General features: G+C 66.0%; 12 protein-coding genes. 4 read left to right on the plus strand and 8 right to left on the minus strand.

Annotated features, from left to right (window positions below; genetic code table 11):
- Positions 1-81: 81 nt before the first annotated feature.
- From FIV42_RS21165 to FIV42_RS21175, 3 genes are read right to left on the minus strand one after another with little or no spacing between them, the layout of a single operon-like run.
- On the minus strand, positions 82-375 hold the full coding sequence (locus FIV42_RS21165) for a glycine zipper domain-containing protein (protein WP_141199622.1): 294 nt from the start codon (positions 373-375) through the stop codon (positions 82-84).
- Positions 294-806 carry a phage holin family protein gene (locus tag FIV42_RS21170; RefSeq protein ID WP_141199623.1) on the minus strand — a complete coding sequence of 171 codons (513 nt, stop codon included), beginning with the start codon at positions 804-806 and terminating at the stop codon, positions 294-296. Before FIV42_RS21170 ends, FIV42_RS21165 begins: the two co-directional genes overlap by 82 nt.
- Before the next feature lie 59 nt (positions 807-865).
- Positions 866-1,321, minus strand: a complete 456-nt coding sequence (locus FIV42_RS21175) for a hypothetical protein (protein WP_141199624.1) — start codon at positions 1,319-1,321, stop codon at positions 866-868.
- 508 nt (positions 1,322-1,829) lie between these two features.
- Here FIV42_RS21175 and FIV42_RS21180 point away from each other — a divergent pair.
- Complete coding sequence (locus FIV42_RS21180; RefSeq protein WP_168210832.1) at positions 1,830-3,941, plus strand: FG-GAP repeat domain-containing protein; 2,112 nt, start codon at positions 1,830-1,832, stop codon at positions 3,939-3,941.
- 88 nt (positions 3,942-4,029) lie between these two features.
- Here the strand turns inward: FIV42_RS21180 and FIV42_RS21185 are convergent, their stop codons facing one another.
- Positions 4,030-5,865, minus strand: a complete 1,836-nt coding sequence (locus FIV42_RS21185; RefSeq protein ID WP_141199626.1) for a coiled-coil domain-containing protein — start codon at positions 5,863-5,865, stop codon at positions 4,030-4,032.
- A gap of 234 nt (positions 5,866-6,099) precedes the next feature.
- On the opposite strand from FIV42_RS21185, the gene FIV42_RS21190 reads away from it, so the two are divergent.
- Positions 6,100-6,474 (plus strand): response regulator, encoded by a 375-nt coding sequence (locus tag FIV42_RS21190; RefSeq protein ID WP_168210833.1) that lies wholly within the window; start codon positions 6,100-6,102, stop codon positions 6,472-6,474.
- A gap of 33 nt (positions 6,475-6,507) precedes the next feature.
- Here FIV42_RS21190 and mrtP read toward each other — a convergent pair whose 3' ends face one another.
- From mrtP to FIV42_RS21210, 4 genes are all read right to left on the minus strand, one after another.
- Positions 6,508-7,692: a myxosortase MrtP gene (mrtP, locus tag FIV42_RS21195; RefSeq protein WP_141199628.1), complete on the minus strand. Its 1,185-nt coding sequence runs from the start codon at positions 7,690-7,692 to the stop codon at positions 6,508-6,510.
- A complete protein-coding gene (plbQ, locus tag FIV42_RS21200; RefSeq protein ID WP_141199629.1) occupies positions 7,685-8,902 on the minus strand; it encodes a PLuB system PQQ-binding repeat protein in 1,218 nt (405 codons plus the stop codon). Before plbQ ends, mrtP begins: the two co-directional genes overlap by 8 nt.
- The gene (plbH, locus tag FIV42_RS21205; RefSeq protein WP_141199630.1) at positions 8,902-12,702 is read right to left on the minus strand and encodes a PLuB system helicase-like protein; all 3,801 of its coding nucleotides are present in this window, start codon (positions 12,700-12,702) and stop codon (positions 8,902-8,904) included. Before plbH ends, plbQ begins: the two co-directional genes overlap by 1 nt.
- 375 nt (positions 12,703-13,077) lie before the next feature.
- Positions 13,078-14,007, minus strand: a complete 930-nt coding sequence (locus FIV42_RS21210; protein ID WP_141199631.1) for a LolA-like protein — start codon at positions 14,005-14,007, stop codon at positions 13,078-13,080.
- A 427-nt stretch (positions 14,008-14,434) separates the two neighbouring features.
- Here FIV42_RS21210 and FIV42_RS21215 point away from each other — a divergent pair, with 427 nt between their 5' ends.
- Together FIV42_RS21215 and FIV42_RS21220 are read left to right on the plus strand one after the other, a co-directional pair.
- Entirely contained in the window at positions 14,435-15,712 is a 1,278-nt protein-coding gene (locus FIV42_RS21215) for a glycosyltransferase (protein WP_141199632.1), read from the plus strand.
- On the plus strand, positions 15,712-16,167 hold the full coding sequence (locus FIV42_RS21220; protein WP_141199633.1) for a hypothetical protein: 456 nt from the start codon (positions 15,712-15,714) through the stop codon (positions 16,165-16,167). The genes FIV42_RS21215 and FIV42_RS21220 overlap by 1 nt, the downstream gene beginning before the upstream one ends.
- Positions 16,168-16,170: the final 3 nt, after the last annotated feature.

Consider the following 16,170-nt stretch of genomic DNA (forward strand, 5'->3'; position numbering starts at 1 on the left):
TTATACCCTAGCGAGTGCTCCCATAATACATGGGGGCGCCCCCCTAGAAGTCAAGAGCGATCGTCGTCGCCCCTGGCGCCACTAGCGCAGCCCCAGATAAAACCCGACCGCAAAGCCGATGCCCACCGCTTGCCAGGGGTGATCGCTCACCCAGGCCTTCCAGTCGAGCGTCTCTTGGACGCTGACTTGGATGTCGTCGAGGCTGTCCGAGATCTGGCGGCGCGCCTCGTCGATGGAGGCGCGAATCTCGGCGGTGCGCTCGTCGAAGTGTTTGTCGGGCGCCCGCGCCTGGGTCAGCTCGGTGGAAGTTCTTCTTGTGAGAGCTGTTTCGGTTTCGTGCCGTTTCGGCTCTTCTCCCCGATCTCGCGTAGCCATCTTTTGTCCTCGTTTAGTTCGTCGTTGGTCTGCGCCAGATCGACCGGCTTCTCGTCGCGCAACTGTTTGCCGAAGTAGGCGGTCAGCCCGCCGGCGACGGCCAGATGGACCACCGCGATGGCGGCCGCGGTGATAAAGGCCGCCAGAGCACCGCCCAGCCAGGCGGCCAGCAAGATCCCGGCGCCCAGCAGCGTGACATAGCCGATCAATCCGATGACCGCACACACGGCGATGATCGCCACGCGCTTGCCGGTGGTCGTCACGTCCTGCTTGAGTTCGTAACGCGCCAGCTCCAGGTGCTGTTTGACCAGCGTCGACAGCCCGTCGGTCAGTCGCTCGAAGGCGGGCTTGAGCCCGTTGATCCCGTTGGACGACGACGGTCTGCGCCTGCCGTTGGTCGAAGTCGATCTGCGTCGATTGAGTTCACTCATGGTGACACCTGATTGATGGCGTGGCGACTGCGTATGGGCCGACTCACCTGCGGGCCGACTCAGGGGGTGACTCGCACCGTCGCCAGATCGAGTTCTTGGACACTCTCTCCGGCGTCGGAGACCACCCGAGCACCAATATTGTAATCGCCAGGCTCCAGGTCGACGAACCAGGCGTAGCGTACCCCGGTGATATCGATGGTGTTGCCGGTGGCTTCGAAGCCTTCCTTGGCTGCAAAGCGTTCATCGCCCTGAAGTTGGATGAATACGTCGGCGTCTTCGATCTGGCCGGCAAAGTCGGCCACCGTCACTTGGATGTCGAAGAATTGGTCGGTCATCCCCGCAGTCTGGTTCTGCGAGATGGTCGATGGACTCACCGTCACCGAGACGATGTCGGGGAACCCGTCCCCTTCGTCGACACACGACGGCAGCAGCATGACCGCGCCGACCAACAATATTGCTGCGAGTACGCCCCCAAAACGGCGATCCCCGAAGCCTACTCCATCCAAACAAGCCATTGGCGCTCCTCAAAATATCTAATCAGTAGCAATCACCAAAAACCTCGGCGACCTGACAAAACGCGTACGTCAGTTATAGGTCGTCCATGCTTAATGTTGCAACGCTCGTGGGGACATCAAGGGCTGGCCGGCGGGCCCTGGGGCGCGGCCCGTTGTCTGCCCTGGGCGCAGGTGCAACAGCCGCCCGCACGGCGGCGTCAGGATGCTCTTGTCTACATGTGTTGACGTTTGCTTGGGGGCTGTTATGCTGTTGTCTCACCGTATCAGTAGATTTTTGGAGGGAAAAGTGAAGCCGAGAAACGTCTATTGTTTTTGTATGTGTCTACTTTTGTCGGTCTGTGGGGCGGCGTGTGGTGAGAGCACGTCGCCGGAGCCGGAGCCGGCCCAGGCTCCGCCGTCGGAGGCGTCGGACCCACCGGGCGAGTCGGAGTCGGCACACGCCCCTTCAGCCCGCCAGACACGGTCGCAACCGCTGCTCGGCGAAACCACCTTCGACTCGAGTTCGGCCGTGTGTACCTCGCTGGAGCGCGAATACTTGGAGGACTGGTCGTTCGTCGCCAAGACGGTGGTCACCTCCGAGGCGTTCGAGCAGTGTATGTACGACCGCATCGTCACCCAGGGCGATTACATTCCCTGTCAAGAGGATCCCGCACACAGCACTCCGCAGGAGAGCTACGAGACCGCCCTGGAGGCGGTGCGCAATGTCAATGATTTGGAGCTTCGTTGCGACGCGCTCACCAACAGCGGCAACGCCTCGGCCTACATCGGCTCGTATGGCAACTATACCGACGATACGATGACCTTCCACAGTTGGCTCGACGGGGTCGTCGAGTCCATCGGTGAACTCGACACCCACGCCGATGACTGGACGATGTCGGACTACGATCAGTACGGCAATCGCACCGGCTGCAGCGACCCGTCGGGAGAGTGTCGCTGGGCACCGTTTCCTTGGCCCATCAATCAGGGCTCGGACATCGTGGTCCATGAAGCGCTGCACCAGCAGGGCTACCGTCACGCCGAAGACAGCAACGACACCACCTGCACGCCCACCTCGTCGTCGGGCTATTCGATGTACTCGAACAGCATGCCCTACATCGTGGGCAGTTGCATCAACCGCGTGGTCACTCGCTCTGCCGATCACTGCTCGCCGATGTGCGAGGGGCGCGACGCAGACTCGCTGTTCGACTGTCGCAAGCGCGGCCGCCTGAACCTGGTCGATACCTACACCGAACCTTCGGGAGGGTATACCTGCTCGCCGCACTTCGACCCGTCGCGCAACGGGCTCGGGGTGCTCGAACTCGACTCGAACTCCGAGTTGGACCTGGTCGACAATATGCCCCATGGCGAACGCTTCGGCAGCTGGGTCAACGGCATGTACGACTCGGTGGCAGTCACCGGCGACATCTGGCCCTATCCGTCGGACGGACGCGAAGAGTTCGTCGTGATGAGCGGCTGGGGGATCGGCGTGATCGGCTGGGATGAGAATAACTCGTTTGACGATGAGGCCATGGCCGCCGACGGGACCACCTTCACCCATTGGGGAGACGGCTCGGGCGAGTGGACCCACCAGACCGGCTGCAACGGGATCTGGCATGCAGGGCGCTTCTCCAGCCAGACCCAGTATGGCTCAGCGACACTGCGCGACGAGATCTTCATCGAGTGTTCCAATACCGGCATTGGCATCTTGTCGGTGTATAGCGGCCAATTTCGCACGCGAAACTACGAGCCGTGGGGCACCGCCATCGGCGGACCTTACGGTCACTGGACGATTGGCTCGACCAATGACTTTGTTGGCTTTGGCGACTTCAACGGCGACGGCCAGACCGACATTCTGGTCCAGAGTGGCTGGGGCATTGGCTTGCTGTCGCGCACCGGCTCGAATGGGGCGCTGCAGACGCTCGATCTTCGCTCGTACTCCAGCAGTTTCGGCAGCTGGTCGCTGGGCAGCGACAACGAGGTGCTTGCCGTGGGCGACTTCAACGGCAACGGCCGCGACGAGTTCATCATCCGTGACGGTTGGGGCATCGGCGTCATCGGCATCAAGAGCGGCGATACCCGCTTCTCAGACTACATGATGCGCTCCTTCGGCACGACCGTCTCATCGAGTTGGACGCTTCGGAGCACCGATACGGTCGCCGGGGCCGGGCGCCTGAAGTGGGGGCCGAGTGAGTCGATCGACAAGGACAGTATCCTGCTGATGGGCGACGACGGGCTCGCCGTGATGAACTTCAACAGCAGCAACATGTCGCCTTACATCGATTCCAACCAGCACGTCCAAAATGGCAACGCCATCGCTGGGCTGGGCAGTCAGGGGCACTGGAGCTACGACACCGCTGACAACTGGATCCCCTACCGCGCGTTCGGCGACTGGGACGGCGACGGATTCACCGAGTTTCGCATCAAGAGCGACTGGGGAGCTGCGGTCGTCGGGCGGACCAGCGCGAGCGACTCCCTGCGCGTGCATTCGATCCACAAGTACTCGTGCCCGGGCACGTCGGATTACAACGCGTGCCACGGAGGATTGGCCGGCGGTTGGCTGGTCCGCCGCTACGACGGCATCATCACCCAACCCATGCAGAGCCCATGGGGACATGATTTTGCGGTGTTTCGTCGCTACTAAGCGACCACGCTGACGCCGCCTCCGGGGCGCCCGACCGGCAGTTCGACTGCCGGTCGGGCGCCCTTTTATCGTTTGACGAGCCGACACTTCAGCCAATCAGCTTGGTGCGAAGCTCTTCAAAATCATCGGCGTCGAGCTGCCACGCCTCGTACGGCACGTCGACCAGCTCGTGGGGGGAGTTCTGCCAGCGCCGGCGGCTCGGCTCGGGGGCGACCAGGTAGGCCTTGGGGTGGTCGGGGGGATGGAACATCAAGACCCAGCCGTGGATCTCGTCGGCGTCCGACTCCCAGCGGCGAAGCCGGGTGGCCTCCAATTCGTCGTAGCGCCAGCGCACCGGACCGATGGTCAGGCTGTCGGCGGCGATGACGAGTTCTTCCTCTTGGCGGACGTCGGCGCTGCGCAAGATCTCGAGGCGCCAGCCCGACCAGCGGGTGCGCCAGCCCAGCGCGAACGGGACCAAAAAGAGCCAGGCGGCGGCCACGGCCAGCGCGGCGGGCATCCACGAGTAGTGGGTGACCGGGTTCGTCGAGCCCGGGTCGCCCAGAAGGTGGGCCACGGACAGGGCGGCGACGCCGAGCATAAAGACGATCGGAGGGGCGAGCACGGCCACGATTTCGGCCAGGCCGGCCGGGGCGTAGCCTGCGCGGATGCGAAAGCAACTGCTGTGCAGCGCCTCGGCAGTCGGCTCGGCGGCTTCTTCGGCCGCGGGCCCGTCGCTCTCGGCGGGCTCGTCGATCTCCTCGGTTTTGCGCGCGGTGTCGGTCTCTTCCCAGGCGGTGGAGTCACCGCCGCGGGTGTAGAGGCGTTGCGACGAGATGTCGGCGGTGGGCGTGGAGCTCGTCTCGGCGAGTTCGGGCTCGGAGTAGTCGCTGACCGAGCTCGACTCGAGCGTGCTCATCTCCGGCTCGGAGGTCGGCTCTTCGAGGGGGACGATGCCGTGGACGAAGCCCTCGTCGGGGATGGTGTCCGAGGGTTCGTCGACCGCCAGATCGGTCTGGCGGGTGGTGTCGGGGACGGTGGGTTGGCCGACGTCGTCGATTTCGTCTTCGAGCTCGTCGGCCTCATCGCGGCTCGGCTCGCTGGCTTGTTCGGTGACTTGTTCGGTGACTTGTTCGGCAACCGGATCTTCTGGGGCGGGGGGCTCTTCTGGAGTAGCGGGCTCGGGGCCGACCGCCTCGAGCCGCTCTTCGAGCGCCGGATTGGCGCCCACGAGCCCCTGACGGGCGCGCTCGAGCATGCTTTCGAGCTCGTCGAGCCCCGCGCGGGTCATCTCGAGGCCCTCGTCGACCAGGGCGGTGATCGGAGCCCAGCGGTCTTGGATTTCGGCGGCCTGGTGACGCTGTTCTTCCCACAAGTCGGCGATCTCCTGGCGCGCGGTGCGCCCGCGGCCGATCTCGCCTTCGCGCACCAGCGCCTCGATGGCGTCGATGTCGCTCTCGCGCTGGGCGTCTAGCTCGGTGAGCACGCCGTCGAGCCAGCGCTCGAGGGTTTTTCGGGCCTCGCCGGCCACGCGCTCGGCCTCGTCGCGCAGCGCGTCGAGGTAGGCGCGCACCGCGTCGTAATCGTCGACGAGCTCGTCGTGGGATGCCTCGGCGGAGTCGTCGAGGGCCTGGTCGGCCTGCTCGTCGAACCAACGCTCGACGAATTCCTCCACGCGTCCGGCGCCCAGCGCCACGGTGCGCGGACCCAGGATGCCTTGATTGTCGACGCTGTCGTCGGAGAAGCGAAACAGCTCGCGCACCCGCACAGGCGAGAGCTTGAGCCACTCGGGCAGAGCGCCCGTGTGCTGGCGCAAGCGCTGCTCGTAATCGGGCAGCGCATCGAGCAATTCGTTGCGCAGGTCGTCGATGTCTTCATCGAGACCCAGTAGGGCGCGCCGAAGAATCTCGGCGCGTCGTGCATCATCTGAGATGTTGCTCGCCACGCTCACTGCCTACATCGGTGGGGGTCGATCGCCGCGCACACACTAATCTGTTGCGGTCGGTCCACGCAACAGCAGCGCCAGTGTGGCACGTCTGCGGCGGGATGCAAGACTTTGATCAAATCGCCCATCGCGCTGGAAGCTCGCCCAGCGCTGTTTATCTTTGTGTGCGCAAGCTCCATTCGGCCGATCCTAGAACGCCATCGTGCCAACATGTTTCCAAGGGAGGTGATGGTCATGAATAAGCGTATGCTCGTGGTCGAAGACGAAGAAAACGTGCGCGAGAGCGTCGCGGCGCTGCTCGAGGTCGAAGGCCACGAGGTCTTGACCGCCAATAACGGCGCCGAAGCGCTGGCAGTCCTGCGAAATGGACCGCCCGTCGAACTTATTTTTCTCGATTTGATGATGCCCCAGATGGACGGCTGGGCCTTTCGTGCCCGGCAGCTCAACCAGCCTCAGTACCGCGACATTCCGGTGGTGGTGCTCTCGGGCGCTCACGAAATCGAGCGCGAGGTCGCCTCGCTCGAGCCGTCTGCGGTGCTCCGCAAGCCGGTGGGTATCCAGGAGCTGCTCGACGTGATCAACGAGGCTTTGCAGCAAAAGCCGAACTGAGTCGCCGTGCGATGTTTGGTTGAAGTGGGTGGTTCAGTAGAAGTGCGGCGCGGCCATCAGCACCATCAGGTTGGCGCCGGCGTGGTAGACCACTGAGGCGGCGATGGTGTCGGTGCGCTCGCGCAGCCACCCGAAGACCAGCGACGGAAAGAAGACCGCCGCGCGGGTGATCATGATCGCGCCGCCCACCGGAATGAGCACGTGACCGATGGCGAACAACACGCTTGTGAGCGCGTTTGACGCAGAAATCCCCAACACCCGACGTCCGTCCTCACCTTCGCGTTCGCCGCCGCCGCGCGCCCGGCGTCTGGCGGCGAACGCCTCCGACAGCCTCGTCTGCAGATACCCGCGGTAGAAGAACTCTTCGGGCAACGCGATAAAGACGAGCTGGGTGAGCACCCACAACACAATCCAGGTGAGCCCGCGGTCGATCTCGACGGTCGAGCCCGCCTCGATCTCGGCGGCGCCCTGACGGATCACCACCGGCGCGTCGGACTCGGGGCGCCAGGCGTTGATGCGCAACGCGTCGGGCGTGCCGCCGCCGGTGGGCCGGCCAATGCGCACCTCGGTGCGCTTGTGGGGCTGGGCGAGCTCGATCGTCCACTCGCTGTGTTCGCCGGGGCCGGTCTTGCCCTCGGGGCCTCGCAGCGTGGCCGGGCCGATCACCCGCGGGCGAAACGCCTCATCGGCCCTGAGCGTCACCTCGACGGGCTCTTGGCCCGCACGCATGCCAATGTGCAGGGTCTGACCCGAGGCCCACGTCCACACGCCCGATTCATTACCCCATTGGTCCGGCCGCCCGTCGAGCTCGACCGGCCACTTGAAGAAGTTGTCGACCGAGAAGGCGTACTCGCGCTCCATGACCTTCGTCTCCCACCACCAGTAGCCGACCGCGAAGGGCCCGAGCGTGATGGCGGTGAAGACGAGTCCCCAGATCGCGCCGCGCCCGGCGCGCTCCCAGGTCAGCCCGAAACGCTCGAAGCTCCAGCCTTTGCGAGTGAGCCACCAGTAAGGCAGGCCCACGAAGACCGCGGCGACGAGCGCGTACAGGTTCTGGGCGACGATGGGGACGGCAGAGGCGACGAGCACGCAGGCCAGCACCAAGAGCAGGGCGCCGACGTAGATCGCGCCGGACTCCTGGAGGATGGGCTTTGCCGCGGCCTGCTCGTCCTGCCTATCGGTCTGGTGGGGCTGCTTGTCGGTCGGCGAGTCACTCAAGGCCGCTTACCTTTTGGACGGCGCGCACGCTGCGCAAAATGAGGGTGTCTTCGTAGCTGCGGAGCTCGAGTGTACCGGTGGGCACCTCCCCGTACCAGTTGACCTGGCCGGACTGCGGCTCGAGTTCGTACAGCAAGTTGGGATCGGCTTTGCGGCGGAGCAACAGGTAGAGCTTGCCGCCGCGGGCGGCCACCGGGGGCTCGTCGTCGCCGACGGTCGCCGACCACAGCAACTCGCCGGTGTCGGCTTTGGCGGCATAGATCGCCTCGTCGACCTTGAAAAGCACGACGCCCAACTCACCGAACGCGTGTGTCCAGGTGGCGCGGGGGCGCGCTTCGAGCCCGAGCCGCCAGATGGGCTCGTAGGACTCGAGGTCGAAGGCGGTCATCTGAATCGCGTCTGCCTCGTCCTGCTGGGCTGGCACGAAAAAGAGCCGCTCGCCGTCGGTGGCGTAGAAGGCCGCGCGCCCGCCGCGGTTGTCGAAGGGGCGGTAGCGCATCTCGACGCCCGAGTAGGGATAGCGGCGCGTCAAGCCGCTCAGGGTCGCCGAGTTGAGCGCGTTGGCCGCCGGCTGCGGGGCCATGCCCGCCCAGAACTTCATGATGCCGTCCCACTTCGCCTCGCCCGACTCGGCGTCGACGCACGCCGCCTCCGTGCCCCCCGACCACAACGTGCCCGCGCAGACGAGCCGCGGCAGAATCGGGGCGATGAACGAGCCGCGAAAATTCGCGGTGAAGTTCTTGGCGTTCTCGGAGCGGTCGAGTCGGTAGTGCCAGTTCAACTCGCCGGAAGGCGCGTACGACACCAGACGCATGTCCCAGCCGGGGCCGTCGGGCGGGGTCGCATAGGCGACCAGCCGCGTGCCGTCGTCGAGGACGCGATACGCCTCCGGCTCGCAGCCGGCCAGCTCGAGGGGGCGCTGCTCGTCGTCGCTGAGCGGAAAGCTCTCGGCGGGCGTGCCGTCGGGCTCGAAGATCTGGTGACAATCGGGGAACTTACGCGCCTCGCTCAACGCGAGCTCTTCGATGGAGTGGCTCCCCGGGTTGGTCAGGTCGACCGCCTCGGGCGGCTGCCAGGCGTGGGTGGTGACCTCGGGCTTGTCGACCTCGGGCGCCTTCTCCGCCGACTCCCCTTTGTCGCACCCGCTCCACACGGACAACGCGAGGAGCACCAGCGCGAGCTTGGCTGCCTGCTGTGGGACCATGCGCATCATCCCTTCCATGTGACCACGTGGGTTTGGGGTTGCTCGATGAGCCGGCGGTATAGCGGGTTGAGCTCGAGACATGCGCGGCTTCCGAAGACGATGAGTTTTTTGCGGGCGCGGGTCAGCGTGACGTTCAGGCGGCGCTCGTCGGCCAAGAAGTCGCCGGCGCGCTCGGTCTTCACCAAGCTCACCAGAATGGAGTCGCGCTCGCTTCCCTGGAAGCGCTCGACGGTGTCGACGTCGACGCCGCCGGCGCGCTTGCCCAGCCGGTCGGCCAGGAGCTGGCGAATCCAGTAGACCTGGGCGCGAAACGGGCTGACGACGCCGATCGACGCCGGCTCGTCGCTCGACTCGAGCAACGCGGCGACCGTGTCGACGACCGCCTCGGCTTCGAGCTTGTTGTGCCGGGCCTGGTTGTGCGGGGACTGGCCCTCGTGAGCGACGTCGGCGAAGACGAGCGGGTGGGCCGGGGCGAGCAGCTCACCGGTCGTCTTGGCGAGCGCGCCCGATTCCAGCGCTCCCGGGTCGACCGACAGCATATGCCCGGCGACCGACTCGTGGGCGCGAAGCTTCTCGTCGTAGAACGCCCCGTTCGAGAACTCCATGATGTCGGCGTGCATGCGGTACTGCTCGTCGAGCATCACGTACGGAAGCTTCTCGATGAGCCGCTCGAACAGGCTTCGATCGAGGCCCGCGCAGCCCATCTCCTCGAGCTCCACGCGGCCGCGGTCGTCGAGGAAGTTGGTGTGCGTCTGCTCGTTTTCCACGATCGGGGGCAACTGGCGGTGGTCGCCCACGAGCACGAAGCGCTCGCCCAGGCTAACCGACGCCAGGGTCATCGGCTCGGTGATCTGGCCCGCCTCGTCGACGATGGCCACGTCGAAGGGCGTGTCGCCCAACTCGCGTTGCAAAAACTCCATCTCGGCCGACTTCGCGCACCGGTGCGCGGTGCTGGCGATGACGCTCTTGCCGAGCAGGTCCTCGGCGAGCAGGTCGAGCGAGGCGGTCTGGGCGGCGTAGTCGGCGGTGAAATAGTCGAGCGGGTGGCGCCCCGACGCCTCCAGGCGGCGCGTCAGGTCGGGGCTTCGAGTGCTGTGGCCCACGCGCACAAAGTCGTCGCAGCCCACGTCGAGCAGCTTGGTCAAAATGGTGTCGACGGCGGTGTTGGTAAACGCCGAGACGAGCACGCGCTTGCCGCGGGCGACCAACTCGCGCACCGCGTGGGCGATGACGGTCGTCTTGCCGGTGCCCGGCGGGCCCTGGATGAGCGCGCCGCCCGGCGCCCACAGCGCTTGGCGCACCGCCGCCTTCTGGCTCGGGTTGAGCGACGCGGCTGCCTCGCCGAGCGTGTAGCCGTTGTCGACCGCCTTCATCAGCTCTTTGGCGCGCTCGCCGTCGGGCCGGAAGAGCACCTCGATCTTGTCGGGGCTCCCCTTGGCCAGCGTGCGGTACAGCGCGTGGTGCGCCTGTCGAAAGCCCAGGCGCGCCGGCAGGTCGTCCAAAATCCAGCCGTCCTCGGGCAGCTCGTTGGCGATGCCCGCCCCGCGCGAGGCGATGGTGATCTGGTCGCCGTCGACCGCCACGACGCGCCCGCGCAGAATATGAGACGTATGGAAGTCGCCCCGGTGGGCGATGAGATAGTCGCCCGGGCTAAAGATCTGGCCGTGCTCGCCGCTGAAGACCACGTAGCCCGACTCCGAGCCCACGCGCACACGGCGCATGTTGTCGACCGCGGCGTAGTTCTCCTTGCGCTCGTGCAGCCGCCCGCTGTGCAGCACTTTGCCCAGCTCGGCGGTCGCCGCCCAGCGCTCCATCTCGATGAGCCGCGAGAAATGTTCGTGCCATGTCCAGGCCCGCGCGACGAGCTCGGGGTCGGAGCCGAGCCACGGCTCGCGGGTGATCGCGTCCCACGGCGAGGCCTCGTCGGACAGCCCCAGGATCGCCGTCTGCGCCTGGCATCGGTCGCGCCGGAAATTGCACGAGTTCGACCGACACGCCCGCGGGTGCTGCATAAAGAAGGGCACGTCGTACTCGTAGTCGGGGTCGACGAAGCTTCGCAGACACGCGATGAGCTCGTTGCGGGCGCGTAGGATGCGCCGCTCGCGCTCGGTATCCTCCATCGGCGCGGCCTGCATGCGCCCCTGCTTCGAGTACAGCAGGTGGCCGGTGATCGTCAGGCCGCGCTCTTCGGCCAGCCCGTCCCACAAAAACTTGTAGAACCGAACCTGGCTCATGTGCCCGTCCCAGCTCTTGCCCGACTTCAATTCGACGATCTGCAGGCCCTCGCGGGCGTCCTCGGCGACCAGGTCGACACGTCCCTCGATGCCGTAGCGCGTCGAATAGCGGGTCACCTCGACGTTGCGGCCGCTCCAGCCCACCCGGTCGGTCTCCGGCGAGTCGTTCGTGCGTGGGGCAGTGAACCGGCGGATATTGTCGAAGTGCTGCCGGGCGTCTTTGCGAAGCCTGGGCAAATCGGTGTCGCGCAGGCCGGCGGCGAGCATGTCGAGGCGAAGCTCGCGCACGCGGTCTTCGAAGGCGTCCTCGAAGCCGGGCGGGTCGGGCTCGACGAGGTCGTCGAGTAGGCCGTGGACCAGGTTTCCGAACACCAGCGGGCGGCTCGAGCCCCCGCGGTCACGCTGGTCAACCAAGAACCGGCTCGGGCACCCCTCGGCCTTGAGCACATCCGACACGCTCATCGGCATATGCGGCTCGAGCACCGGCAGCGTCTTGTCCTGGCTGGTCAAAAAGCGCTCGCCGGCGGAGTTGGTGATGACGCGCGCGTCGAGCAGGTTGAGCTCGCAGCCATCCCAGACCCACTTGACGCTGTCGAAGACCTCGGGCGCCTGCTTCTCGTAGAAGAACGCGCCGAGCTGCTCGTCGCCGAGGGACTTGTCGGCGTACATATTCAGGTAGAACTTGATGCCCTGTCCGAACTTCGGGTGCTCGAGGCGCTCGATGCCCGAGACCCGCGCGTGCAGCACGGACATGGTGTCAGAGACCGTATTCTCGTGCGAAATCTCGACCGACGGCGCCTCGTGGAACGACTTCGGCGCCATCGCCGCCAGGAGCTCGGCCACCCGCGCCGGGCGCTTGGCCGGCTCGTCGGCCAGCGCGGCTTCGAGCGCGGGGATCGCAAACGCGGGGATTCCTGTGAAGTTCGGCCGCGGCATGGCGGCCTGCTCGGCGGGGAGCGCCAGACGCACCAGCAGGCGGGCCAGGCCGTAGATGTCGGTCGCCGGGCTCGGGTCGCGCTCGTCGAGCGGCCCGCGCATTTCGGCGGCGAGCCAGACATTTTGGCTATCCCCGACCGGCGAGAAGTCCTCGCCGATCCAGCAGCCCGCCTCGATGGCCGTGAGCTTCCCACTCGCCTCGTCCATCCACAGCGCCCACGGCACGAGCTGGCCGTGGACCAGCCCCCTTCGGTGCAGCCGCGTGACCGCCTCGGCGAGCGGGCGCCACAGCTCGAGCGCCTCGGACCAGCTCGGCCGGGCGAAGTCGGATTCGTCGAGCAGCACCCCGCGCGGCTTGGGCGTGGCGACCCACAGCCCCTCCTCGCCGCGCGTCCAGTAGCTCGGCCCCCACAGCCGAGGGTGATCGAAGCGCGTCACCTGCTCCAAGATCGGCCCGACGGTTAGCATCGAGCGCGCGTTCGGCAGCCGGCGCACCAGGTACGCCTGCGTGGAGTCGAGGGCGTTGTCGGCCTCGAGAATGGCGCCGGCCTCGAGTTCCCACACCGGTCCGGTGGGCGCGGTGTAGAGGGCGTCTTGGTCGGCTAGATTTTCGGGCGGTGAGAAGGTCGAGAACATCCGTCCGTGGGGCAATCGTGGAGGAGGTCGAATTCGACCTTCTGTATGCCACGAGGCACGGGCGATTTAAAGGATGGAATCACCGAACCCCCCCAGCTTCGCTACGCTTCGCAGGGGGCTATCAAATCAGGGGTTCCGCCCCAGGCCCTTCAGGTGGCGGAGGTCCTGATTTGCGCTACACCTTCGCCACACGAACGCCCTGGCAAGTCGCCGCATGATGGAGGCGTGGTCGATTGTGCAAGGCCGACGAACGGCAAGCCCGGAGGGCGTTATCCGAATTTTGATAGCCCCCTGCGGAGGGAGCGCATAGCGCGACCGTAGCTGGGGGAGGTCCGAATCGAGACCTCGCGCACATGAAATCTCCGATCGAGCCCATCAATACCCCTCGAGCGCCTTCGCGCCCTCGGGCATCTCGAAATAAGCCTGGGGCGTACCGGGCCGAAATTCCACGTCGCTCATCTCGATGGCGGTGACTTTGTCGAGGGGCTTGGCGGCCTCTGTGTCCCATTTGTGGGTCGGGAAGTTCTTGGCGAAGGTGATCCCGTCGACGGTCTGCTCGCCCTCGTAGATCATCAGTTTTTCGGGGGTGTGGCCGCCCTCGGGGAAGAAGCCCGGGTAGGAGACGACGTAGCGAAGCGCGCGAAGCTTGTGGGTGTCGGGGTGGAAGTAGAGCACGTAGTAGTCGTCGGGGGCGTCGCCGGTGCCCGCCGAGAAGGTCGCTTTGACGACCTCGTAGGTCTGGCCCTGCAGCTCCTCGTCGCCGACGAGCTCCAGGTTGACGCCCGGGTCGCCGAGCACGAACGGCATGGCGACAAAGTAGTAGGGCGTGAGCGCCCAGAAGCGCGGGTTGAGCGCGATGTCGGCGTCGGCCGGCTTCTGCCAGGCCTGCTCGCCGTCCCAGCCAAACTCGACGTCGCGGTCGTCGGCCATCTGATGGCGAGCGCGCGACGACCAGGTGTCCACGGTCTGGTAGGTGTCGCGCGGTTTGCCCTCGCCCAGCGGGCGGTAGTCGAACCGAAAATGGAGCGGGCCGTTCTCGAACCAGCGTTGCAGCCCGCCGTGAGCCTCGATGGACTTCCACACGAGCGTGCCGGCCTCGGTCGCCTGCAGGCGCTCCTTCGACTCGGCGACGCGCTCGGTGACCCAATTTTCGGGCGGCGTGGCGTTCTGGTCGTCGAACTCCTCGGCGACTTCTTCGGCCGCCTCTTCTTCGACTGGATCCTGTTGGGGCTGTGCTTCAGGCGTGCTCTGGCACGCGGCCAGGGCGAACGCGGCGACGAGGACGAGCAAGATGCGTGGGTTCATCGTGGGCTCCGTTTGGATGAGTTGTAGGTCATGATTAGGCGCAGCGTACGTCTTTGGCAACGTCGCCCCTCTTTCCCCACCCCCGATCCCAAGGCCCCGAAACCCCCAAACCCCCAGCTCCGCTACGCTTCGCAGGGGGCTATCAATTCGGGGATTCCGCCCGAGGGGCTCCAGGTGGCGGAGGCCTAGGCTCTAGCGACACCTGCGCCACACGAACGCCTTGGCAATTCGCCGCATGATGGAGGCGTGGTCAATTGTGCATGGCCGATGAACGGCAAGCCCGGAGGGCGTAACCCCTATTTTGATAACCCCCTGCGAAGGGAGCGCATAGCGCGACCGTAGCTGGGGGAGGACGTCACGCATCTTTACATCCACGCGACCCCACGACTACGTTGTCCGCGTCAACGTGATCCGAACGCGAACCACCATGTCACAAGCTCCGCAAGTCTCCCCACAAATCTACCGGTTGATGTACGTCGGCCGCAGCTCGCTGCAGATCGAGCGCGACTACGGCAAGCGCCTGTCGCGCCTCATTCGCGAGGGCTTCGAGGTGCACGTGCTCGCCGGCGACGACGGCGGGTTCGCCGACCTCGACGCGCGCGGCGTGGTCTGCAAACCGATCCCCGTGGAGCGAAAGCTCAACGTCGCCGGGCTTCTGGGGGCGTATTTCATCGTGCAGGCCTACTTCATCGAGGAGAAGCCGGTGTTGGTGCACGCCTTCGACGACGTGCTCGCCTGGGTGGGCGCGTTCGCCGCGCACCGCGCCCACGTCGACGCGGTCTTTGCCACGGTACATCGCCACGCGTTCGTCGAAGATCCGGTGCGCCTCGAGATCGATACGTTCTTGCCGGTGCCGCCCAAGTTTTTCGAGGGGGTGGAGGCGTTTCTGAACAATATCGTCGACGCGCCGGTACGCAACGGGCTGTATCGTGCGTACGCTTACCTGGGGGAGATCGTCGACAAGTACTTCGTCATCAACGAGCACGATTTCGGGGCGCTGCAGGACCTCGAGCTCGTCCCGCCCGACAAGCTCGAGATGATCATCGGCGGCGACGGGGTCGATCTCGACCGCTTTCCGGTCGACGACGACGATTTTCCCACGATCTCCGAAGCTCGCCGCGAGCTGGGCCTCCCCGAGCATTGGCGCCACGTGTTCGGCTACGTGGGCCCCTTCAGCCTGCCGCGCGGCGCCACCGACCTGCTCGCGTGCATCGAGCAGGTCGCCCAGACGCACCCGGCGGCCGGCTGGCTCGTCAATATCGACGGCGGCGTCTCCGACGTGTTGCTCCGCCGGCTCGAGCGCCTCGAAGAGAAGGGCAGGGTGGTGATTCGCCGCCGAATGGACGACCTGGCGATGGTCTACCGCGCGCTCGACGCGTTCGTGATGCCGAGCTACCGCGAAGGCGCGCCCACCCACCTCATGGAGGCGGCGGCGTGCGGCGTGGGCGCGATCACCTACAACCTGCCGGCGACCCAGTCGGCCGTCGAGCACGGCCAGACCGGCGAGCTCATCCCGCTCGGTGAGGTCGACGTGCTCGTCGACTCGCTGCGACGCGCGCTCGACGACCCCACGCGCCTCGAGAATTACGGCCTGCGCTCGCGCACTCGCGCCGTGCGCCGGTTCAACCGCCAGCACGTCGAGGACCAAGTCTTTCGCATGTACGACACGGTGCTCGAAGTCAAACTTCACGGAGCCGGACTCTGATGGCCGACGAAACTCCCAACGACGACACCTCGAACCAACCCAAGCCGCGCGGGTGGCGAGACGACGCGCTGTCGATCTTTCTGATCGTCGCCGCGTTCGTGTTGGGGGCGATGTACCTGTACGACCAGTGGCAGGCCTCGCGCCTCGAAGAGCAGATGGCCCGCGCCCACGAGATCGGCGATACGCTCGAGGTGGGCGGCGTCGACTGCCAGTGTCACTCGGCCGGCTTGCAGGGCGAGATGCTGGTGGTGCTGTGTCCGGGGCTCACCGCCGACGAGATGGCGTCCGGCGGCGCCGAGGCGCTCGCCGACCCACTCGCCAAGAAGGCAGCGCACTTTGAAGAGGTCGTCTTTCGCGGGACGAACCGGTCGCTGCGCTGCCCGGCGGCGCCGGGCGGTTGGCCCGACGCCTGCGAGACCATCGAAATGGTGGAAGAGGGCGACGAAGCGCCGTGATTG

The sequence above is a fragment of the Persicimonas caeni genome (genome assembly GCF_006517175.1).
In the GTDB taxonomy this organism is placed as follows: domain Bacteria; phylum Myxococcota_A; class Bradymonadia; order Bradymonadales; family Bradymonadaceae; genus Persicimonas; species Persicimonas caeni.